This window comes from Pseudomonas sp. BC42 (assembly GCF_021560055.1).
Taxonomy (GTDB): Bacteria; Pseudomonadota; Gammaproteobacteria; order Pseudomonadales; family Pseudomonadaceae; genus Aquipseudomonas.
In genome coordinates, this window is the sequence record NZ_CP091067.1 from 6,813,941 (window position 1) to 6,834,119 (window position 20,179).

The 20,179-nt window shown below is 64.9% G+C and carries 19 protein-coding genes; 10 read left to right on the plus strand and 9 right to left on the minus strand.

Annotated features, from left to right (window positions below; genetic code table 11):
• Window positions 1-115: 115 nt before the first annotated feature.
• Both aroE and hemF read right to left on the minus strand, forming a co-directional pair.
• The gene (aroE, locus tag L1O02_RS30795) at window positions 116-937 is read right to left on the minus strand and encodes a shikimate dehydrogenase (RefSeq protein WP_235759334.1); all 822 of its coding nucleotides are present in this window, start codon (window positions 935-937) and stop codon (window positions 116-118) included.
• Window positions 938-1,032: 95 nt separating this feature from the next.
• Window positions 1,033-1,950 carry an oxygen-dependent coproporphyrinogen oxidase gene (gene hemF / locus L1O02_RS30800; RefSeq protein ID WP_108544941.1) on the minus strand — a complete coding sequence of 306 codons (918 nt, stop codon included), beginning with the start codon at window positions 1,948-1,950 and terminating at the stop codon, window positions 1,033-1,035.
• A gap of 167 nt (window positions 1,951-2,117) precedes the next feature.
• Between hemF and L1O02_RS30805 the strand changes: the two genes are divergently transcribed.
• On the plus strand, window positions 2,118-3,095 hold the full coding sequence (locus tag L1O02_RS30805) for an NADPH:quinone reductase (RefSeq protein WP_108544942.1): 978 nt from the start codon (window positions 2,118-2,120) through the stop codon (window positions 3,093-3,095).
• A 67-nt stretch (window positions 3,096-3,162) separates the two neighbouring features.
• On the opposite strand, the gene L1O02_RS30810 is transcribed toward L1O02_RS30805, so the two are convergent.
• Complete coding sequence (locus tag L1O02_RS30810; protein ID WP_060836831.1) at window positions 3,163-3,720, minus strand: L-threonylcarbamoyladenylate synthase; 558 nt, start codon at window positions 3,718-3,720, stop codon at window positions 3,163-3,165.
• Window positions 3,721-3,814: 94 nt separating this feature from the next.
• Window positions 3,815-4,927 (minus strand): DNA-processing protein DprA, encoded by a 1,113-nt coding sequence (gene dprA / locus L1O02_RS30815; protein ID WP_060842052.1) that lies wholly within the window; start codon window positions 4,925-4,927, stop codon window positions 3,815-3,817.
• Between the two features lie 400 nt (window positions 4,928-5,327).
• Between dprA and def the strand changes: the two genes are divergently transcribed.
• From def to L1O02_RS30840, 5 genes are all read left to right on the plus strand, one after another.
• Window positions 5,328-5,834, plus strand: a complete 507-nt coding sequence (gene def / locus L1O02_RS30820; RefSeq protein ID WP_011058411.1) for a peptide deformylase — start codon at window positions 5,328-5,330, stop codon at window positions 5,832-5,834.
• Window positions 5,835-5,903: 69 nt separating this feature from the next.
• A complete protein-coding gene (gene fmt / locus L1O02_RS30825; RefSeq protein ID WP_235759336.1) occupies window positions 5,904-6,863 on the plus strand; it encodes a methionyl-tRNA formyltransferase in 960 nt (319 codons plus the stop codon).
• Window positions 6,860-8,185, plus strand: coding sequence for a 16S rRNA (cytosine(967)-C(5))-methyltransferase RsmB (gene rsmB / locus L1O02_RS30830; protein ID WP_060836828.1), 1,326 nt, complete (start codon window positions 6,860-6,862; stop codon window positions 8,183-8,185). Before fmt ends, rsmB begins: the two co-directional genes overlap by 4 nt.
• Before the next feature lie 22 nt (window positions 8,186-8,207).
• A complete protein-coding gene (gene trkA, locus L1O02_RS30835; RefSeq protein WP_060836827.1) occupies window positions 8,208-9,581 on the plus strand; it encodes a Trk system potassium transporter TrkA in 1,374 nt (457 codons plus the stop codon).
• A gap of 86 nt (window positions 9,582-9,667) precedes the next feature.
• Window positions 9,668-9,985, plus strand: a complete 318-nt coding sequence (locus tag L1O02_RS30840; protein WP_060842050.1) for a tetratricopeptide repeat protein — start codon at window positions 9,668-9,670, stop codon at window positions 9,983-9,985.
• Between the two features lie 152 nt (window positions 9,986-10,137).
• Here L1O02_RS30840 and L1O02_RS30845 read toward each other — a convergent pair whose 3' ends face one another.
• The 3 genes from L1O02_RS30845 to tag all read right to left on the minus strand — a co-directional run bounded on the left by L1O02_RS30845 (window position 10,138) and on the right by tag (window position 11,945).
• Window positions 10,138-10,377: a PilZ domain-containing protein gene (locus L1O02_RS30845; protein WP_060836825.1), complete on the minus strand. Its 240-nt coding sequence runs from the start codon at window positions 10,375-10,377 to the stop codon at window positions 10,138-10,140.
• Between the two features lie 72 nt (window positions 10,378-10,449).
• Window positions 10,450-11,337 carry a lysophospholipid acyltransferase gene (locus tag L1O02_RS30850; protein WP_060836824.1) on the minus strand — a complete coding sequence of 296 codons (888 nt, stop codon included), beginning with the start codon at window positions 11,335-11,337 and terminating at the stop codon, window positions 10,450-10,452.
• A gap of 44 nt (window positions 11,338-11,381) precedes the next feature.
• Complete coding sequence (tag, locus tag L1O02_RS30855; protein ID WP_060842049.1) at window positions 11,382-11,945, minus strand: DNA-3-methyladenine glycosylase I; 564 nt, start codon at window positions 11,943-11,945, stop codon at window positions 11,382-11,384.
• 81 nt (window positions 11,946-12,026) lie between these two features.
• On the opposite strand from tag, the gene glyQ reads away from it, so the two are divergent.
• The 4 genes from glyQ to L1O02_RS30875 all read left to right on the plus strand — a co-directional run bounded on the left by glyQ (window position 12,027) and on the right by L1O02_RS30875 (window position 16,435).
• Window positions 12,027-12,980 (plus strand): glycine--tRNA ligase subunit alpha, encoded by a 954-nt coding sequence (gene glyQ, locus L1O02_RS30860; protein ID WP_003177094.1) that lies wholly within the window; start codon window positions 12,027-12,029, stop codon window positions 12,978-12,980.
• Window positions 12,977-15,031, plus strand: coding sequence for a glycine--tRNA ligase subunit beta (gene glyS, locus L1O02_RS30865; RefSeq protein WP_108544945.1), 2,055 nt, complete (start codon window positions 12,977-12,979; stop codon window positions 15,029-15,031). Before glyQ ends, glyS begins: the two co-directional genes overlap by 4 nt.
• A 17-nt stretch (window positions 15,032-15,048) precedes the next feature.
• Window positions 15,049-15,582 carry a D-glycero-beta-D-manno-heptose 1,7-bisphosphate 7-phosphatase gene (gene gmhB / locus L1O02_RS30870; RefSeq protein ID WP_060842047.1) on the plus strand — a complete coding sequence of 178 codons (534 nt, stop codon included), beginning with the start codon at window positions 15,049-15,051 and terminating at the stop codon, window positions 15,580-15,582.
• An 82-nt stretch (window positions 15,583-15,664) separates the two neighbouring features.
• Entirely contained in the window at window positions 15,665-16,435 is a 771-nt protein-coding gene (locus tag L1O02_RS30875; RefSeq protein WP_060836820.1) for a lysophospholipid acyltransferase family protein, read from the plus strand.
• Between the two features lie 180 nt (window positions 16,436-16,615).
• Here the strand turns inward: L1O02_RS30875 and L1O02_RS30880 are convergent, their stop codons facing one another.
• Together L1O02_RS30880 and L1O02_RS30885 are read right to left on the minus strand one after the other, a co-directional pair.
• On the minus strand, window positions 16,616-18,934 hold the full coding sequence (locus tag L1O02_RS30880) for a CHASE2 and HATPase_c domain-containing protein (RefSeq protein WP_235759338.1): 2,319 nt from the start codon (window positions 18,932-18,934) through the stop codon (window positions 16,616-16,618).
• 18 nt (window positions 18,935-18,952) lie between these two features.
• Entirely contained in the window at window positions 18,953-19,951 is a 999-nt protein-coding gene (locus L1O02_RS30885; protein WP_060836818.1) for a FecR domain-containing protein, read from the minus strand.
• Window positions 19,952-20,179 lie beyond the last annotated feature (228 nt).

Sequence of the window (20,179 nt, forward strand, 5' to 3'; positions counted from 1 at the left end):
GCGTCTTGCCCACACTCGACGTAGGAGCCGGCTTGCCGGCGAAGAGGCCCTTGGACCTGGCGCCAGTCTTGAGGCCGCCTTCGCTGGCAAGCCAGCTCCTACGAGGGGGGAGGGGTTACTGCGCCAACTGGCGGCGCAGTTCGGCCAGCACCGGGGCGCTGTCCGGGCGCACACCACGCCACAGGTAGAAGGCTTCCGCCGCCTGTTCGGCCAGCATGCCCAGGCCATCCAGCACCAACGCCGCGCCATGTTCACTGGCCCAACGGCAGAACGGCGTCGGCTCCTTGGCGTACATCATGTCGTAGCACACCGTCTTGCCCGGTTCGATCAGGCTGCTGGCAATCGGCGGCAGTTCGCCCGACAGGCTGGCGGAGGTGGCGTTGATGATCAGGTCCACCGACTCCTGCAGCCAGTCGAAACCACTGGCCGACACCGGGCCCAGGTCGGCAAAGAGTTCCGCCAGCCGCTCGGCCTTTTCCACGGTGCGGTTGGCAATCACCACCGACGCCGGCTGTTGCGCCAACAGGGGCTCCAAGGCTCCACGCACGGCGCCCCCGGCTCCCAGGAGGAGGATGCGCTTGCCCTTGAGGCTGACCCCGGCGTTCACCGTCAGGTCGCGCACCAGTCCGGCGCCGTCTGTGTTGTCTCCCAGCAGCCTGCCGTCGGCCTGCTTGCTCAGGGTGTTCACCGCGCCGGCACGTTGCGCACGCTCGGTCAGGCTGTCGCACAGGCGATAGGCGTCTTCCTTGAACGGCACGGTGACGTTGGCCCCGCGGCCCTGGGCGAAGAAATCGCGGGCAGCGCCGGCGAAGTCGTCCAGAGGCGCCAGCAGGGTGTTGTATTCCAGTTGCTGGCCGGTCTGCTGGGCGAACAGCCGGTGGATCAAGGGTGATTTGCTATGGCCGATCGGATTACCAAAGACAACGTACTGGTCCATCTCTCATCCCATTTGCTCAACACACACGGGTAGGAGCCGCGTCCGCCTTGAAGGCCTCTTCGCCGGCAAGCCGGCTCCTACACGGTGGGTGCGGGTTAGTGGCTGGCCGCCAGCCAGTCGCGGTCCTGCAGGAAGTATTCGGTCAGGCGCGCCTCTTCGGTGCCCGGCTCGGCCTTCCAGTCGTAGCCCCAGCGCACTTGCGGCGGCAGCGACATGAGGATCGATTCGGTACGCCCGCCCGATTGCAGGCCGAACAGGGTGCCACGGTCGTAGACCAGGTTGAACTCCACGTAGCGGCCACGGCGGAATTCCTGGAACTCGCGCTGCTGCTCGGTGTAGGCCGCGGCCTTGCGGCGCTGGACGATGGGCAGGTAAGCCTTGATATAGGCATCGCCGATGGCGCGCATGAAGGCGAAGCAGGTGTCGAAGTCCCACTCGTTCAAGTCGTCGAAGAACAGGCCGCCGATGCCCCGGGGCTCGTTGCGGTGCTTGATGTGGAAGTAGCTGTCGCACCAGGCCTTGTAGCGCGGGTAGACGTCCGGGCCAAAAGGCGCGCAGGCGCGTTCGGCGACCTGGTGCCAGTGCACGCAGTCTTCTTCATTGCCGTAGTAGGGGGTCAGGTCGAAACCGCCGCCGAACCACCAGACCGGTTCTTCACCTTCCTTCTCGGCAATGAAGAAACGCACGTTGGCGTGGGAGGTCGGCACATGGGGGTTGTGCGGGTGGATCACCAGGGACACGCCCAGGGCCTCGAAACCCCGACCGGCCAGTTCCGGACGATGGGCACTGGCCGAAGGCGGCAGGCCGCTGCCGAACACGTGGGAGAAGTTGACCCCGCCCTTTTCGATCACTGCACCGCCACCGATCACCCGGGTGCGTCCGCCACCGCCGGCAGGCCGGGTCCAGGCATCCTCGATGAAGCGCGCGCCGCCGTCTTCGTTTTCCAGGGCAGTGCAAATACGGTCTTGCAGGTCGAGCAGGTAGGCTTTTACGGCCTCGGTGCGGGTAGTCATGGCATCACCTTGAATCGGGCAAAGCTAGGCGGCGCCAGGGATGAAACCGGGGCCGGCGCAAATGGGCGCGTAGCATAACACCGCACTGTGTCCACTCGCAGTTGACGAAGGTCAAGCAGAGGAGTCCGATAGAACCCTTTCACGCGACGACCAAGGAGTGAGTACAGATGGCCAAACGTATCCAATTCCGCGCCCATGGCGGCCCCGAAGTACTCGAGTATGTGGATTACCAGCCCGCCGAACCGGGCCCGCAGCAGGTTCGCGTCAGCAACCGGGCCATCGGCCTGAACTTCATCGATACCTATTTCCGCAGCGGCCTGTACGCACCGCCGGCGCTTCCGTCGGGCCTGGGCGCCGAAGGGGCCGGGGTCGTGGAAGCCGTGGGCAGCGCGGTGACCCGCTTCAAGGTCGGCGATCGGGTGGCCTATGGCAGCGGCCCGCTGGGTGCCTACAGCGATGTGCACGTGCTGCCCGAAGCCAACCTGGTGCACCTGCCGGACGCCATCAGCTTCGAACAGGCGGCCGGGGTGATGCTCAAGGGCCTGACCGTGCAGTACCTGCTGCGCCAGACCTATGAACTCAAGGGCGGCGAGACCGTGCTGTTTCACGCGGCCGCCGGCGGCGTCGGTTCCCTGGCCTGCCAGTGGGCCAAGGCCCTGGGAGTGAAACTGATCGGCACCGTCAGCTCACCGGAGAAAGCCGCCATCGCCAAGGCCCTGGGCGCCTGGGAAACCATCGATTACAGCCATGAAGACGTGGCCCAGCGGGTGCTGGAACTGACCGACGGCAAGAAGTGCCCGGTGGTCTACGACGGTGTGGGCAAGGACACCTGGCTGACTTCCCTGGATTGCCTGGCACCCCGCGGGCTGATGGTCAGCTTCGGCAATGCCTCGGGCGCGGTGGAAGGGGTGAACCTGGGGATTCTCTCGGCCAAGGGCTCGCTGTATGTCACCCGGCCGACCCTGGCCAGCTACGCCAACAACGCCGAGAACCTGCAACGCATGGCCGACGATCTGTTCGCCATGATCGCCAGCGGTCAGTTGAAGATCGAGATTGGCCAGCGCTTCGCCCTGGCGGATGCCGCCAAGGCCCATGTCGAGCTGTCGGCACGGCGCACCACCGGTTCGACGGTGCTCTTGCCCTAAGCGCCTTCGCCGGCCAGCCGGCTCCTGCAACACGCGTCGCGATGACCCGTGGGAGCCGGCGCAGCAATCAGGAAGGCCGCACCACCCTGCCGGTGGCCAGATCGCGGATCAGGCTCGGGTTCTTGCGCCCGCCCAGGCTGCCGGTGAGCACCAGGTCCAGTTGCCCACGGAAGTACTGCTCGACGCGCAGCCGCGTGCGCGCCGCCGGCCGCCCCTGGGGATTGGCCGAGGTGGAAATCAGCGGTCCCACCAGCGCGCACAGTTCACGCACCAGCGGATGGTCGCTGACCCGCAACGCCACCGTGTCATGCACCCCGGTGACCCACTCCGGCAGCAGGTTCTGATGGGGCACCAGCCAGGTGTTGGGACCCGGCCAGGTGCTGGACATGCGCTCGATCCAGGTGTCGGGGAAGTCCTCGAAGAGAAAGTCGAACTGATGGATGTTGTCGGCGATCAGAATCAGGCCCTTGTCCACCGAGCGTGACTTGATCGCCAGCAGGCGATCCACCGCCTCTTCGTTCCACGGATCGCACCCCAGGCCCCAGACCGCTTCGGTTGGGTAGGCAATCACCGCCCCTGCGCGAATCTCTCGTGCGGCTTGTTGCACACGCCAACTGCTGACCATTGCCGAATCTCCAGATAAAAGCTGTGCGCAGTTTACCGATCCTGCCTATAAAACCTAGGGCCTGTTGCGGTTTGGCGACAGCGCGCAACCGCCCTCAACTCGACCCCAGGCGTGCCAGCCAGCGGCCGTTTTCATTGACCGCAAGGCCGTCGATCTCCAACTCGCTCAAGGCCGCCAGCACCCGCGGTAGGGGCCAGCCGCTGGCCCGCGCCAGGGCCTCGCTGCTGTGGGGCGCGGCCAGGAGCAGGGCCAGCAGCGGATGCCTGGCGGTTTCGGCCGGCACGGCGGCCGGCGGTGCCACGTGTTGCCAGCCCCTGAGGGTTTCGAGAATGTCCTGCACGCTTTCCACCAATACCGCGCCATCACGGATCAGCTGGTGACAGCCCCGCGCACCGGGGTGATGGATGGAACCGGGAATCGCGTACACCTCGCGGCCCTGTTCCGCCGCCAGGCGGGCGGTGATCAGGGAACCGCTGGCCACGCTGGCTTCCACCACCAGCACGCCGAGGGACAGGCCGCTGATGATCCGATTGCGCCGGGGGAAGTGCTCCGCCCGCGGACCGGTGTCCAGCGCGAACTCGGAAACCACCGCGCTGCCCTGGTCGATCATCGCCTGGGCCAAGGCTCGGTGGCGCTGTGGATAAAAATTTTCCAGGCCGGTGCCCAGCACCCCCACCGTGTGCCCGCCAACGGCCAGTGCCGCCTGATGGGCTGCGCCATCGATGCCCAGGGCCAGACCACTGGTGATCACGAATCCGGCTCCGGCCAGGCTCCTGGCGAACGCCGCCGCGGTGTCCAGTCCCGGGGGCGAAGCGCGGCGGCTGCCCACCATCGCCAGCTGCGGCCGTTCCAGAGTCGAAGGGTCGCCGGCCACGAACAACAGCGGCGGCGCATCCTCCAACTGGGCCAGCAAGGCCGGGTAGCCGGGCTGGTCCCACATCAGTAAATGCTGGGCCTGGTTGTCTATCCAGGCCAAGGCACGCCGAGCGCCCTCGCGCACTTCGGCGCTGCGCCGGGCATCGCTGCAGGCGGCCGGCAGGCCCAGGGCATGCCAGGCACCGGCCGGTGCACTGAGGGCTTTGGCGGCTGAACCGAAGGCCTGGAGCAGGCGCTGAAAGCGCCTGGGTCCCAGACCGGGCAGGCCATGCAAACGTAAACGGGCTTCCAGTTCCGCGGGGGAAATGGCGGCACTAATCGAGTGCGACATGGATCATCCTTGATCGTCATAGGTCCGGTCAGCGCCGGAACAAGCTGTGGATAAGTCTGTTGGTAACTTGTTGAGGACAAGTTTCCCGACGCCCTCGGGAAACGGTCCGCCAACTTCGCCGACGCTGCGCCCAAACGCTGGTCGCGCTCGCTGAGCAGACCTCGGTCACGCCCCCAGGAGCAGGCCTGCAGCGGCGACCGATGGCGGTCCAGCCCAACGGCGGCAAGGCGAACAGTCATTTCCTCGGGGGCTGAATCCCTTTATTATGTGCGCTCGCGTAAAACGCCAGAGCCTGCGCGGCTCGCTCCTTTGCAGAGCACGTTTTGCATCGGCGGCCCAGGTCCAGGACCTGTCAGGGCGCCGACTCCGCCCTTACTTCACACGTGTAGCAATTACGCTTATGGCCATTTTAAACATCCTCGAATTCCCTGATCCGCGCCTGCGCACTATCGCCAAACCCGTGGCCGTAGTGGACGACGAAGTGCGTCAGTTGGTCGACGACATGTTTGAAACAATGTATGAGGCCCCAGGCATCGGTCTGGCGGCGACCCAGGTCAACGTGCACAAACGCGTCGTGGTCATGGACCTGTCCGAAGATCGCAGCGAGCCCCGGGTGTTCATCAACCCCGAATTCGAAGCCCTGACCGACGAGATGGACCAGTACCAGGAAGGCTGCCTGTCGGTGCCGGGTTTCTATGAAAACGTCGACCGCCCGCAACGGGTCAAGATCAAGGCCCTGGACCGCGACGGCCAGCCCTATGAACTGATCGCCGAAGGACTACTGGCGGTGTGCATCCAGCACGAATGCGACCACCTCAACGGCAAGCTGTTCGTCGATTACCTGTCCACGCTCAAGCGTGACCGGATCAAGAAGAAGCTGGAAAAGCAGCATCGCCAGCAGGCTTGATGACCGTCTTGCAAAGGCTTGCCACGGCAAGCCTTTTTCTTTTCCGCATGTTTAACATCGAGAATTCTCATGACTGAGCCACTGCGCATCGTCTTTGCCGGCACCCCCGAATTCGCCGCCGAACACCTCAAGGCCCTGCTCGACAGCCCTCACCAGATTGTCGCGGTCTACACCCAGCCGGACCGTCCGGCGGGGCGCGGGCAGAAGCTGATGCCCAGCCCGGTCAAGCAACTGGCCCTGGAACAGCAGATCCCGGTGCTGCAACCACCCACCCTGCGCAATGCCGAGGCCCAGGCCGAACTGGCGGCGCTCAAGCCGGACCTGATGGTGGTGGTGGCCTACGGCCTGATCCTGCCACAGGTGGTACTGGATATTCCGCGCCTGGGCTGCATCAACAGCCACGCCTCGCTGCTGCCGCGCTGGCGCGGTGCCGCGCCGATCCAGCGCGCCGTAGAAGCCGGTGATGCAACCAGTGGCGTGACCGTGATGCGCATGGAAGCCGGCCTGGACACCGGGCCGATGCTGCTCAAGGTCAGCACCCCGATCAGCGCCCAGGACACCGGTGGCAGCCTGCACGACCGCCTGGCCGAGCTGGGCCCGCCGGCCGTGCTGCAAGCCATCGAAGGCCTGGCCGCCGGCACCCTGCAAGGCGAAGTCCAGGACGACAGCCTGGCCACCTACGCCCACAAGCTGAACAAGGACGAGGCGCGCATCGACTGGAGCCGCCCGGCCGTGGAGCTGGAACGCCTGATCCGGGCCTTCAACCCCTGGCCGATCTGCCACAGCACCTTGAACGGCGAAGCCCTGAAAGTCCTGGCCGCCACCCTGGCCGCAGGCCGGGGCACCCCGGGCGAGATCCTAGGCGCCAGCAAGGACGGCCTGCTGGTCGCCTGCGGTGAGCAGGCGCTGTGCCTGACCCGTCTGCAACTGCCCGGCGGCAAGGCGCTGAACTTCAGCGACCTGTTCAACAGCCGCCGCGAGAAGTTCGCCCTCGGCACCGTCCTCGGCCAAGCGGCGGACGCCCAATGAACCCGCGCCTGGCCGCCGCCAAGGCCCTGACCGCGGTACTCAACGGCAAGGCCTCGCTCAACAGCTCGCTGCCGATCCAGCTGGACAAGGTCGAAGCCCGGGATCGCGGCTTCACCCAGGACCTGGCCTTCGGCACCGCGCGCTGGCAGCCACGGCTGTCGGCGCTGGCGGCCAAACTGCTGCAGAAGCCTTTCAAGGCCGCCGACGCCGATGTCGAGGCGCTGCTGCTGGTGGGCCTCTATCAACTGCTCTACACCCGGGTGCCGGCCCACGCCGCCATCGGCGAAACCGTGGGTTGCGCCGACAAGCTGAAAAAGCCCTGGGCCAAGGCCCTGCTCAACGCCGTGCTGCGCCGCGCCCAGCGTGAAAGCGAGGCGCTGCTGGCCGAGCTGGAACACGACCCGGTGGTGCGCACCGCGCACCCGCGCTGGCTGCAAAAGTCCCTCAAGGCCTTCTGGCCCGAGCACTGGGAGGCCATCTGCGCCGCCAACAACGCCCACCCGCCGATGATCCTGCGGGTCAATCGCCGGCATCATTCGCGGGACGCCTACCTGCAGCTGCTGAGCGAAGCGGGTGTGGCGGCCAGGGCCTGCGTCTACAGCCAGGACGGTATCGTCCTCGACGAAGCCGGCGATGTTCGCGGCCTGCCGGGCTTTGCCGAAGGCTGGATCAGCGTCCAGGACGAAGCCGCGCAACTGGCCGCCGAGCTGCTGGAGTTGGCGCCGGGGCAGCGGGTGCTGGACGCCTGCTGCGCGCCGGGGGGCAAGACCTGCCACATCCTCGAAGTGCAACCGGCCCTGGCCGGCGTGGTGGCGGTGGACCTGGAGGCCAAGCGCCTGGTGCGAGTGCGGGAAAACCTCGACCGCCTGAAGCTCGATGCCCAGCTGATCGCCGCCGACGGCCGCGACACCCAGGCCTGGTGGGACGGCCAGCCGTTCCAGCGCATCCTGCTGGACGCGCCGTGCTCGGCCACCGGGGTGATCCGTCGCCACCCGGACATCAAGCTGACCCGCCAGCCGGAAGACATCGCCGCCCTGGCGCAGCTGCAAGGCGAACTGCTGGACGCCCTGTGGCAGACCCTGGAAGTGGGCGGCATCCTGCTCTACGCCACCTGCTCGACCCTGCCCACCGAGAACACCGAAGTCATCGAGGCTTTCCTCGGGCGCACCCCGGGCGCCCGTGAATTGGACATCGGCGGCCAACTGGGGCAGCCTGCGGCCGGCCTCAAGCAGCCCCACGGGCGCCAGTTGCTGGCGCAAGAGGGCGGCCATGACGGTTTCTACTACGCCAAGCTGATCAAGATCGCCGCCGCACGCGGCTAAACGGTTTTAAGGGAGTGACTGGATGAAAATCATCATCCTCGGCGCCGGGCAAGTGGGCGGCACACTGGCGGAGCACCTGGCCAGCGAAGCCAACGACATCACCGTGGTGGACACCGACGGCGAACGCCTGCGCGGCCTCGGCGATCGCCTGGATATCCGCACCGTGCAAGGCCGCGGCTCCTTTCCCACGGTGCTGCGCCAGGCCGGAGCCGACGACGCCGACATGCTGGTGGCGGTGACCAACAGCGACGAAACCAACATGATCGCCTGCCAGGTCGCCCACACCCTGTTCAACACGCCGACCAAGATCGCCCGGGTGCGCGAATCCGCCTACCTGACCCGCGCCGGGCTGTTCGACAACGACGCGATCCCGGTCGACGTGCTGATCAGCCCCGAGCAGGTGGTAACCCTCTACATCAAGCGCCTGATCGAACACCCCGGCGCCCTGCAAGTGATCGACTTCGCCGAAGGCAAGGCGCAACTGGTGGCGGTCAAGGCCTACTACGGCGGCCCGCTGGTGGGCCAGCAACTGCGTCAGCTGCGCGAGCACATGCCCAACGTCGACACCCGGGTGGCGGCGATCTTCCGGCGCGACCGGCCGATCATGCCCAAGGGCGATACGGTGATCGAGGCCGACGACGAGGTGTTCTTCATCGCCGCCAAGGCCCACATCCGCGCGGTGATGAGCGAAATGCGCCGCCTGGAGGAATCCTACAAGCGCATCGTCATCGCCGGTGGCGGGCAGATCGGCGAGCGCCTGGCCGAGGCCATCGAAAGCCGCTACCAGGTGAAGATCATCGAGATGAACCCGGCCCGCTGCCGCTACCTGTCCGACACCCTGGACAGCACCGTGGTGCTGCAGGGCAGCGCCTCGGACCGCGACCTGCTGCTGGAAGAGAACATCGCCGACGCCGACATTTTCCTGGCCCTGACCAACGACGACGAGGCCAACATCATGTCCTCGCTGCTGGCCAAGCGCCTGGGGGCGAAGAAGGTCATGACCATCATCAACAACCCGGCCTACGTCGACCTGATCCAGGGCGGCGACATCGACATCGCCATCAGCCCGCAGCTGGCCACCATCGGCACCCTGCTGGCCCACGTGCGCCGCGGCGACATCGTCAGCGTGCACTCCCTGCGCCGCGGCGCGGCGGAAGCCATCGAGGCCATCGCCCACGGCGACGCCAAGTCGAGCAAGGTGATAGGTCGCGCCATCGAGAACATCGGCCTGCCGCCGGGCACCACCATCGGCGCCATCATCCGTGACGAAGAAGTGCTGATCGCCCACGACGATACGGTGATCGAAGCCGGCGACCACGTGATCCTGTTCCTTGTGGATAAAAAGCACATTCGCGACGTGGAGAAGCTGTTCCACGTGGGCCTGAGCTTTTTCTGATCAACCATTGTGTAGCCGCTGCCGCAGGCTGCGATCGACTGCGCAGCCTGCGGCAGCGGCTACATGAGTCCACAGGAGTGACAACGATGCTTGAATCGCTGGAAAAAATGCTCGCCAAGGGTGTGGATAACGCCTTGCTGCGCTTCGGCCTGGGCAAGGGTTACCTGGATCAGGGCGAATTCGCCAGGGCGGCCGAGCACCTGCAACGCTGCGTGAGTTTCGATCCCAAGTATTCAGCGGCCTGGAAGCTGCTGGGCAAGGCCTGTCAGGGGCAGGGCGATCTTCAAGGGGCACGCCAGGCCTGGGAGCAGGGACTGGAAGCGGCCCGGGGCCATGGCGACAAACAGGCGGAAAAGGAAATGACCGTGTTCCTGAAAAAACTCGACCGCCAGTCTCAAGGCTGACCTCTATCCCCTGTAGCCGCTGCCGAAGGCTGCGAACGGCCCGCAGGGACGCAAAGATCTTGAGACGACACAGGCTCGACAAGAGATCGCCAAACAAGGCCCTTGGGTCCTTTTCCCAGCCTCGCGGGCTCGGCAGCGGCTACAGGACGATTTCACAGGTAGCGCAGGGCGATCCCTTCCGCGTCCGCCTGGACCACTTCCATGCGCACCCGGGGCGCCGCCGCCGGCAGGCCCTGCACTTGGCCATAGACCACCGCGCCCTTGGGCAATTGCGCCAGGGCCGGGTTTTGCACATAGACGCCACTGGCAGACAGGTTGCGGGTCTGCCCCAGGCATTCGCCAATGCTCTCGTGGGAAATCTTGATGCGAAACGATTTGCGGTGCTCGGACATCTTCTGCGCCCTTGTTCTGTGTGCTGTGGATAACGCCTGCGCGAAGGTTATCCACAGATCGTGCCAGCGCTGTCAGTACCAGCGCGCCTCGCCCGGAGGGCGCTTCTTGAAGCGTTTCATGCTCCACATGTACTGGCTCGGATACGCCCCGACATAGCGCTCGACCACCTTGCTCATGGCCGCACAGGAGGTTTCGGTATCGGTGCTGTACATCTCTTGCGGCGCCGCTTCGAGGATCACCTTGTAGCCCGAGCCATCGGGCAGGCGCAGGGCATGGAGGAACACCCCCACTGCCTTGCCGCCGGCCAGCATGTTCGGCACGAACTTGCTGGTCAGGGCCTGGGTGGCGAAGAAGGGCACGAAGATCCCGGCGGATTCGGCCGGTTCCGGGTCGGCGGGAATGCCCACGGCACCGCCTTTGCGCACTTCCTTGATGACGCTGAGGATGCCTTCCTTGGTGGAGGCCGCCACGCGGTTGCCCAGTTGCACCCGCTGCTTGCGCAGCAGTTCGTCCACCGCCTTGAGCTTGGGCGGACGGTAGAAAATGATCGGTTTGCACTGGCTGCAGTAGAAGTGGTTGAGCACTTCCCAGTTGCCCAGGTGGCTGGTGATGCCGACCACGCCCTTGCCCGAGGCCAGGGCGTCCTTGAGTACGTCCAGGCCCTCGACTTCGCGCACCAGGGCGAGGGAGCGCTCCGCCGGCCAGATCCAGGCGCAGGCGCTTTCGGTCAGGGATTTGCCGATGTCTTTCAGGCTCTGGCCTACCAGGCGCTCGCGCTCGGCGGGGTCCATCTGTGGAAAACATTTGGCCAGGTTGATGCGCACCACGTCGCGGGAACGATTGGGGGTCTTCCACATGATCCAGCCGATGGCCGCGCCGACCGCCTGCACCGCGCGCCAGGGCAGCAGGGCAAACAACCGCAGAGCGCCCACCAGCAGGGCGCCTTTGAACTTATCCACAAATGACTCCTGATCTGTCGGTCATGAAGCGTGTCGCGAGCCGGCTATTCTAACCGCGCGTGGGCCAGGATGGCGTAGCGATCACAGTCGCGGGTGTGATCCATGACCATGCCCGACGCCTGCATCAGCGCGTAGCAGATGGTCGGTCCGACGAAGGTGAAGCCGGCTTTCTGCAGGCCGCGGCTCATGGCTTCGGCCTCCGGGGTCACCGCCGGCACTTCGCTGCGGTCGTTGAAATGATTGATCTTCGGCTCGCCGCCGACGAAGGACCAGAGAAAGGCCACCGGGTCTTCCAGCTCCAGCCAGGCCTGGGCGTTGCGCCGGGCGGCATTGAGCTTGAGGCGGTTGCGGATGATGCCGGGATCTTGCATCAGGTCTTCGATCTCGGCGTCGCTCATCTGCGCCACGCGCTGCACATCGAAGCCGAACAGCACCTGGCGATAGCGCTCGCGCTTCTTCAGCACGGTGATCCAGGACAGCCCGGCCTGGAACCCTTCGAGCAATAACAACTCGAACAGACGCTGCCCATCCCGCAGCGGCACGCCCCACTCCTGATCGTGATAAGCCATGTACAGCGGATCGTCGGAACACCAAAAGCAGCGTGGCATAAGGCTCCAGGGGGCGTGCGCAGGACTGAATCGGGTATACTCCCGCTCCTTAAATCGCAGCCCAAGTAACAGGTGAATTTCGTGAGCCAGCCTACGCCAGCCGTGCGTACCTTCCAAGACTTGATCCTCGCCCTCCAGCAGTACTGGGCCGAGCAAGGTTGTGTGGTACTTCAGCCCTACGATATGGAAGTAGGCGCCGGCACTTTCCACACCGCCACATTCCTGCGGGCCATCGGCCCGGAAACCTGGAACGCCGCTTATGTGCAGCCCAGTCGTCGCCCGACTGACGGCCGCTACGGCGAAAACCCCAACCGCCTGCAGCACTACTATCAGTTCCAGGTGGTGTTGAAGCCCAATCCGGAGAACTTCCAGGAGCTGTACCTGGGTTCCCTGAAGCACGTGGGCCTGGACCCGCTGGTGCACGACATCCGCTTCGTCGAGGACAACTGGGAATCGCCGACCCTGGGCGCCTGGGGCCTGGGCTGGGAAGTCTGGCTCAACGGCATGGAAGTGACTCAGTTCACCTACTTCCAGCAGGCCGGTGGCATCGAGTGCTACCCGGTGACCGGCGAGATCACCTACGGCCTGGAACGCCTGGCCATGTACCTGCAGGGCGTGGACTCGGTGTACGACCTGGTGTGGGCCGACGGCCCGTTCGGCAAGGTCACCTATGGCGATGTGTTCCACCAGAACGAAGTGGAGCAGTCGACCTACAACTTCGAGCACGCCAACGTCGAGAAGCTGTTCGAACTGTTCGATTTCTACGAAAGCGAAGCCAAGCGCCTGATCGAGCTGGATCAGCCGCTGCCGCTGCCGAGCTATGAAATGGTCCTCAAGGCCTCGCACACCTTCAACCTGCTGGATGCACGCCGGGCGATCTCGGTGACTGCGCGCCAGCAGTACATCCTGCGTGTGCGCACCCTGGCGCGTTCCGTGGCGCAAGCCTACCTGCTGGCCCGGGCCAAGCTGGGCTTCCCCATGGCAACCCCGGACCTGCGTGATGAAGTGTTGGCTAAGTTGGAGGCGGCACAATGAGTGCGCAAGATTTTCTGGTTGAACTGGGCACTGAAGAACTGCCACCCAAAGCCCTGAACACCCTGGCCGAAGCCTTCCTGGCCGGCATCGAGAAAGGCCTGCAGAGCGCCGGCCTGAGCTTTCAGGCCAAGCACGTGTACGCCGCGCCACGGCGCCTGGCGGTACTGATCACCCAGCTGGCCACCCAGCAGCCGGATCGCAGCATCAACCTCGACGGCCCGCCACGCCAGGCGGCGTTCGACGCCGAAGGTAACCCGACCCAGGCAGCCCTGGGCTTTGCCAAGAAGTGCGGCGTCGAACTCAGCGAGATCGATCAGAGCGGCCCGAAACTGCGCTACAGCCAGAGCATCAAGGGCAAGCCGACCGCCAGCCTGCTGCCGACCATCGTCGAAGACTCGCTGAACGACCTGCCGATTCCCAAGCGCATGCGCTGGGCCGCGCGCAAGGAAGAGTTCGTGCGTCCGACCCAATGGCTGGTGATGCTGCTGGGCGACGACGTCATCGACTGCACCATCCTGGCCCAGAAGGCCGGCCGCGATTCCCGTGGCCACCGCTTCCATCACCCGCAAAGCGTGCGCATCACCTCGCCGGCCAACTACCTGGCCGACCTGCGTGCCGCCTACGTGCTGGCCGATGCCAACGAGCGTCGCGAGCTGATCAGCAAGCGCACCGCGGAGCTGGCCACCCTGCAGGAAGGCACGGCGATCGTCCCGGCGGACCTGCTGGACGAAGTGACCGCCCTGGTGGAATGGCCGGTGCCGCTGGTGTGCTCGTTCGAGGAGCGTTTCCTTGAAGTGCCCCAGGAAGCCCTGATCACCACCATGCAGGACAACCAGAAGTACTTCTGCCTGCTGGACGTCGACGGCAAGTTGCTGCCGCGCTTCATCACCGTGGCCAACATCGAGAGCAAGGACCCGCGCCAGATCATCGAGGGCAACGAGAAAGTCGTGCGCCCACGCCTGACCGACGCCGAGTTCTTCTTCAAGCAGGACAAGAAGCAGAAGCTCGAAGACTTCAACCTGCGCCTGCAGAACGTGGTCTTCCAGGAAAAACTCGGCAGCGTCTACGACAAGGCCGAGCGGGTGTCCAAGCTGGCGGCCTTCATTGCCCCGCGCATCGGCGGCGACGCCCAGCGCGCGGCCCGTGCCGGCCTGCTGTCCAAGTGCGACCTGGCCACCGAAATGGTCGGCGAGTTCCCGGAGATGCAAGGCATCGCCGGCTACTACTACGCCCTCAATGACGGCGAGCCGGAAGATGTGGCCCTGGCCCTGAACGAGCAGTACATGCCTCGTGGCGCCGGCGCCGAGCTGCCAAGCACCGTGACCGGTGCCGCCGTGGCCATCGCCGACAAGCTGGACACCTTGGTGGGGATCTTCGGCATCGGCATGCTGCCCACCGGCAGCAAGGACCCCTACGCCCTGCGTCGCGCGGCCCTGGGCGTGCTGCGGATCCTGATCGAGAAGAAGTTCGATCTCGACCTGAACGACGCCGTGGCCTTCGCCGTCAGCGCCTTCGGCAGCAAGGTCAAGGCCGCCGGCCTGGCCGACCAGGTGCTGGAGTTCATCTTCGACCGTCTGCGTGCCCGTTACGAAGACGAAGGCGTGGATGTGGCCACCTACCTGTCGGTACGTGCCCTGAAGCCGGGCTCGGCCCTGGACTTCGACCAGCGCGTGCAAGCCGTGCAGGCCTTCCGCAAGTTGCCGGAAGCCGCCGCCCTGGCCGCGGTGAACAAGCGCGTGTCGAACCTGCTGAGCAAGGTCGAAGGCAATGTGCCAACCACCGTCGAAGCCAAGTACTTCGACAACGCCAACGAGTTCTCCCTGTACTCGGCGATCCAGCAGGCGGACCAGGCCGTACAGCCGATGGCCGCAGCGCGTCAGTACAGCGAGACCCTGGCCCGCCTGGCCGCCCTGCGCGAGCCGGTGGACGCCTTCTTCGAGGCGGTGATGGTCAATGCCGAGGACGCCAAGGTGCGGGCCAACCGCTATGCGCTGCTGGCGCGTCTGCGGGGCCTGTTCCTGGGTGTGGCGGACATTTCGGTGCTGAGCTGATCAGGTAAGGAAAGGCTGTGAAACTGCTGATACTCGACCGGGACGGCGTGATCAATCACGACTCCGATGCCTACATCAAATCGGTGCAGGAGTGGATTCCAATCCCCGGCTCGATCGAAGCCATAGCGCAGTTGAGCAAGGCCGGCTGGACGGTGGCGGTCGCCACCAACCAGTCCGGCATCGCTCGCGGCTACTACGATCTGGCCACCCTCGATGCCATGCACGCGCGCCTGCGCGAGCTGGTGGCGGAGCAGGGCGGCGAGGTCGGGCTGATCGTCTATTGTCCCCATGGCCCCGACGAAGGGTGCGCCTGTCGCAAACCGAAACCGGGCATGCTGCAAACCATTGCCGAGCATTACCAGGCAGAACTGACAGGTCTATGGTTTGTCGGTGACAGTATCGGTGACCTGGAGGCCGCAAAAGCCGTCGACTCTCAGCCAGTTTTGGTAAAGACCGGGAAAGGCGAAAAGACTCTGGGGAAAACCCTGCCGGTTGGCACCTTGATTTTTGACGACCTGGCGGCCGTTGCCGCTGAACTTATCCACAATTAGGCCCCTTCTGGCATCCTGACCAAGGACTGTTCGGGAGAGCGCTTTTTAACAGGCGGGCATGCCCGCAATGGTAAATGCCGCTATGTCGATCCTGCAGGCCATCAGAACCTTCTTCTTTTACCTGCTGTTGGGCACCAGTTCCTTGCTGTGGTGCTCCCTGAGCTTTTTTATCGCGCCGTTCCTGCCATTCAAGGCGCGCTATCGCTTTATCAACGTCTACTGGTGTCGCTGCGCGCTGTGGCTGACCAAGGTATTTCTGAACATTCGCGTAGAAGTGCAGGGCGCTGAAAACGTCCCGGAGCGGCCCTGCGTGATCGTCTCCAATCACCAGAGCACCTGGGAGACCTTCTTCCTCTCGGCCTATTTCGAGCCTTTGAGCCAGGTCCTCAAGCGTGAGTTGCTGTATGTGCCGTTCTTCGGCTGGGCCATGGCCATGCTGCGCCCCATCGCCATCGACCGCGACAACCCCAAGGCCGCGCTCAAGCAGGTGGCGAGCAAGGGCGACGAACTGCTCAAGGACAATGTCTGGGTGCTGATCTTTCCGGAAGGCACCCGCGTCCCCTACGGCACCATTGGCAAGTTCTCCCGCAGTGGCAGCGCCCTGGCGGTGAACGCCGACCTGCCGGTGCTGCCGGTGGCCCACAACGCCGGCAAGTTCTGGCCGAAGACCGGCTGGGCCAAGCGCGCGGGCACCATCACCGTGACCATTGGCGCACCGATGTACGCCGAAGGCAGCGGGCCGCGCGCCATCGCCGAGCTCAATGACCGGGTGGCGGCCTGGAATGAACAGGCCCAGCGGGATATGGGCTCATTGCCACCATTGGCCACTTCCACGGATAAGGTTGCTGTATGAGCTTCTGTGGATAACCTGTGTACGACTTTTCTCACAGCGGCGGAAATCCACCTATAAATAACTGATTTATATGCATATTTCCCAAGCTAATAAAATGTGGAAAAACGTGCATAAGTTTTTCAGACACAAAAAAACCGGCCTCGCAGCCGGTTTTTTTTCGCCCGTTCAATCCCAATGGCTTCAGTCCTGCAACAGAGGCAGCTCAAGGATGAAACAGGAGCCCTGGCCAACCTCGCTGCGACAGCTGATCCGTCCCTGGTGCCGGTCCACCACCGCCTTGACCATGGCCAGCCCCAGGCCCAGACCATCGATGCCCTGGGCCGAGGCAAAGCGCTGGTACTGGCCGAACAGCTGGGGCAGGTCCGCCGCGGCAATCCCCTGGCCCTGATCGGCGATCTCGCAGCGCAGCCAGCCCTCGGCACAGCTCACCGCAACATGAACCGTGGAGCCCTGCGGGCTGTACTTGATAGCGTTCTCCAGCAGATTGAACAGGGCCCGGGTCAGCAGCGACTGGTCCGCGAGGATCATGCCTTCATTGTCTTCATCCAGGTCATGCAGCAGGCGGATCTGCTTCAGCTGGGCCAGGGTGGTGGCCTGGTCGAAGGCATCCAGCACCAACATGGCGAACATGCTCGGCGCGAACTGATAGGCCTCCGACTCGGCCTTGGCCAATTGCACGAAAGCCTCGGTCAGCTCCAGGGCCCGGCGCACCTGCTGCTCGATCTGGTTGTAGACCTGCCCGGGCGGCGAGGGCTGGCGGCTTTGCACATCCAGCAGCGCGAGGATCGCCGAGTGAGGCGCGCGCAGGTCGTGGGACAGAAAGCGCAGCAGCACGCCACGCTGCTGCTCGGCGTCCCGCTCGACGCTGAGGTCGGTAAGGCTCAATAACCAACCGATGGCGTTGTCACTGTCCACCGGCAGCAGGGGCGCCAGTTCCATGCGCAGGCTGCGCTGCCGGACGTCGCGAAACTCCAGGGCCGGCAACTGTCCCAGGCTCGGGACCGGGGCCCCGTCCGTCAGGCCCGGGTAACCCAGGGCGGCCAACTGCGCAATCAAGGGCTGCCCCACCAGGGAGTGGGCGAACACGTCCCGGGCATTGCGGTTGGCCAGCAGAATCTTGCCGTCCGGATCACTGATCAGGGTCGCCACCGGCAGGTACTCCAGGCCATCGGCGATAAAGCGCCGGGTATCCCGGGTCCGGCTCAGGGCCTGTTCCAGGGCAACGATCTGCCCTTGCAGCACATCACCGGCGGGGGTCTGGCTACGACGGCGCTCCGGCAACACCTTGGGCTCGCTGTCCAGGCGCTCCAGCTCCCAGCCGAAGTAGGCCAGGATCACGCTCAGCCGCCGCCAGTTCCAGATCAGGTACGCCAGCAGCATGCCCAGCAGGCTGGCCACCGGCGACCACCAGTAGCCCAGGCGCAGCATCAGCACCGATCCCAAGAGCGCCAGGCCCATGCAACCCAGGGTTATCCACAAGGCGTGACGCGGCCGCCAGAGCAACAACCCGAGCAAGGCGGCGGTCAGGGCCATGGACAACAGCATCCCCGACCACTGGCCCAGGTCGACGATGCTGCGGTGCTGCAAAAGCCCATTGAGCAGGTTGGCCTGGATCTCCACCCCCGGCGTGGTGCCCTGGCTGCCGGATTGCGGGGTGACATAACGGTCGCCCAGCCCCGGGGCGGTGGAACCGACCAGGATCAGCCGATCACGCAGCAACTCGGCGGGCACCTCGCCACGCAGCACGCTGACATAGGGCACGCTGGGAAAGCCCGCCGCCTTGTCGATAAAGGCAATACGTACCGGGTTGGCTCGCAGCCAGCCCCGGGCCACCTGCGGAGTCTCCGGGCCCGGCATCAGCGGCGACAGCGGATCGGCTTCGGTGAGCTGGTAGAGCAACCAGGTCAGCTGCGCCCGCGGCGCCTGCTGCGGACCTTCGCGCAGGTAGACGCTGCGCACGGTACCGTCGGCATCCGCTTGCGCGTTGATATGCCCCAGGCCCCGGGCGCAGTGACGCAGCACCGGCACCGGAGGGATTTCCTCCAGGTCCTGGCCATAGCGAGCGACCCCCTCGCGCAGCACCGGCAGGAACACCGTGCCGGCGCGGCACAGGGCGGCGGCCAACCGGGTGTCGTTTTCCACAGAGCTGCCGGGCTCGCTGAGGATCACATCGAACAGCACGCCTTTGACCTTGGCGTCCGTCAGCCGGTCCAGCAACTGTCCATGCATCGTCCGGGGCCAGGGCCAGCGTCCCAGTTGCTGCAGGCTGTAGTCGTCGATGGTCACCAACAGAATGCGCGGATCGACCGGCAGCGGGGTAAAGCGTCGCAGGTTGTCATAGAACAGATTGTTCAACGCCAGGCCCTGGCTCAGGGACAGCAAGGCCGTCAGGGGCAGCAGTATCAGGCCAACCCACAGCCATTCACGTACCAGGCGGCGAAACAGACGCTGGGCCTGGGTCGGTTCACGGCCGTTGGCCCTCTGCTTCCAGAAACTCATCGACGGCCCGCCGACGGCTTATTGAACACGAGTGGTCCTGGGGTAGTAGAAGATGTCATAGACCCCGGTTTCTCCTTCCAGGCCATGCTCGTCGAACGCCGAGAGCCGTACATGATAGAAAAACGCCTTCAGGCCAGTGAAGTTCACTTCCGGGGTGCTGGAGAACTGTTCCTGCTTGATGTTGAGGAAATCCTTGTCGGTGGCCACCTGGGCCCGATAGCGACGGGCACCCGGCAACGGTTGCAGGATCAGTTGCCAGACGGGCAGGGCGCCGGTTTGCCCGGCCTGTCCCAGCAGCCGGGGCGCAGCCAGCAGCTCCACCGGCTTGAGCTCGCCCTGCTTCTGAATGCGCAATCCCTGGCGCGCCATGACCTGGACCTCCCCCGGCAGCGGGCCGGCAGGTTTATCCACAACATGCTTGCCGGAGCGCCGAGCAGTCTTGCTCGGCGGCTGCTCGTCGCGGCTCACCGCCACCTGGCCGTTGAGCACTTCCACCAGGGATTGCTGATCGTCATTGCGCACTCGGAAGTGAGTCCCCCGCACCCCCAACACGCCTACGGGGGTCACGATCTGGAAACGGTCGTGGTCGCTGTTGCGCTTGATCACATAGGATTCGATCTGGCCCTGTTCCAGGACCACCTGAGGAATGCTGTATTGCGTGTTCAGTTGCAGGGTGACCTGGGAACTGGAGGGCAGTACCACGCGCGAACCGTCCCCGAGGGACAGGCTGACGAACGCCGATGGCGAGGTTTTCACCCCTTCTTTCTCATCGATGCTCATGCCTTCCTCCAGGGCCACCTCGCGGCCCTTGGCGTCCAGTTTCCAGGCATCGCCCGTCAGGTGCTCGACGGTAGCCGGCAAGGGCTGGCCTCGGCATTGCTGGTTGTCATCCAGGTAGGGAAGGCGTTGCGGGGCAGCCTGCAAGGCGCAGGATGGCAGGATCAGCCCCGCTAGCAGCACTGCGGCGCACGCCACCTGCAACCGGCCAACGGACGGAGAAGGGCAGAGGTCATTCATGAATATGCTTTGAGCCTTTGGGAAAACCACGGCGAAATCCTACGCACCATACCTGAGGCAGCGCATGGGCAGAAAGCCGGGTGCTGCAGGGCATCGCCCAGGCAGAGGGGGCGAATCGGCACCGGGAGGGAAGAGCACAGCAAGCAAAGAAAGTGACACGTCCCTGTGTCGGAACCGGGGCGACAGGTCGCCCGGCCCAAAGTCCTGAGGAGGCACTCCCTGTATTCC

Excerpts from the sequence above, each read along its gene's own strand:
- L1O02_RS30805 (WP_108544942.1), top strand. The coding sequence starts at position 2,118 with ATGGCCAAACGTATCCAATTCCGCGCCCATGGCGGCCCCGAAGTACTC.
- L1O02_RS30885 (WP_060836818.1), bottom strand. The coding sequence starts at position 19,951 with ATGAATGACCTCTGCCCTTCTCCGTCCGTTGGCCGGTTGCAGGTGGCG.
- rsmB (WP_060836828.1), top strand. The coding sequence starts at position 6,860 with ATGAACCCGCGCCTGGCCGCCGCCAAGGCCCTGACCGCGGTACTCAAC.
- L1O02_RS30810 (WP_060836831.1), bottom strand. The coding sequence starts at position 3,720 with ATGGTCAGCAGTTGGCGTGTGCAACAAGCCGCACGAGAGATTCGCGCA.
- aroE (WP_235759334.1), bottom strand. The coding sequence starts at position 937 with ATGGACCAGTACGTTGTCTTTGGTAATCCGATCGGCCATAGCAAATCA.
- L1O02_RS30845 (WP_060836825.1), bottom strand. The coding sequence starts at position 10,377 with ATGTCCGAGCACCGCAAATCGTTTCGCATCAAGATTTCCCACGAGAGC.
- L1O02_RS30880 (WP_235759338.1), bottom strand. The coding sequence starts at position 18,934 with ATGAGTTTCTGGAAGCAGAGGGCCAACGGCCGTGAACCGACCCAGGCC.
- hemF (WP_108544941.1), bottom strand. The coding sequence starts at position 1,950 with ATGACTACCCGCACCGAGGCCGTAAAAGCCTACCTGCTCGACCTGCAA.
- L1O02_RS30875 (WP_060836820.1), top strand. The coding sequence starts at position 15,665 with ATGTCGATCCTGCAGGCCATCAGAACCTTCTTCTTTTACCTGCTGTTG.
- L1O02_RS30840 (WP_060842050.1), top strand. The coding sequence starts at position 9,668 with ATGCTTGAATCGCTGGAAAAAATGCTCGCCAAGGGTGTGGATAACGCC.
- fmt (WP_235759336.1), top strand. The coding sequence starts at position 5,904 with ATGACTGAGCCACTGCGCATCGTCTTTGCCGGCACCCCCGAATTCGCC.
- glyS (WP_108544945.1), top strand. The coding sequence starts at position 12,977 with ATGAGTGCGCAAGATTTTCTGGTTGAACTGGGCACTGAAGAACTGCCA.
- tag (WP_060842049.1), bottom strand. The coding sequence starts at position 11,945 with ATGCCACGCTGCTTTTGGTGTTCCGACGATCCGCTGTACATGGCTTAT.
- trkA (WP_060836827.1), top strand. The coding sequence starts at position 8,208 with ATGAAAATCATCATCCTCGGCGCCGGGCAAGTGGGCGGCACACTGGCG.
- def (WP_011058411.1), top strand. The coding sequence starts at position 5,328 with ATGGCCATTTTAAACATCCTCGAATTCCCTGATCCGCGCCTGCGCACT.
- dprA (WP_060842052.1), bottom strand. The coding sequence starts at position 4,927 with ATGTCGCACTCGATTAGTGCCGCCATTTCCCCCGCGGAACTGGAAGCC.